Source organism: Bacillus sp. mrc49 (assembly GCF_002803435.1).
Window position 1 is genome coordinate 1 of record NZ_PHNG01000367.1, and the last position, 326, is coordinate 326.

Sequence of the window (326 nt, forward strand, 5' to 3'; positions counted from 1 at the left end):
AATGGCTTTATGGGATTCGCTTACCTTCGCAGGTTTGCAGCCCTTTGTACCATCCATTGTAGCACGTGTGTAGCCCAGGTCATAAGGGGCATGATGATTTGACGTCATCCCCACCTTCCTCCGGTTTGTCACCGGCAGTCACCTTAGAGTGCCCAACTGAATGCTGGCAACTAAGATCAAGGGTTGCGCTCGTTGCGGGCCTTAACCCAACATCTCACGACACGAGCTGACGACAACCATGCACCACCTGTCACTCTGTCCCCCGAAGGGGAACGCCCTATCTCTAGGGTTGTCAGAGGATGTCAAGACCTGGTAAGGTTCTTCGC

The 326-nt window shown here is 53.7% G+C and carries 1 rRNA gene; it reads right to left on the reverse strand.

The annotated features are described in order from the left end of the window. Nucleotides 1-326 (reverse strand): 16S ribosomal RNA (locus tag CVN76_RS02350); the annotation flags it as partial.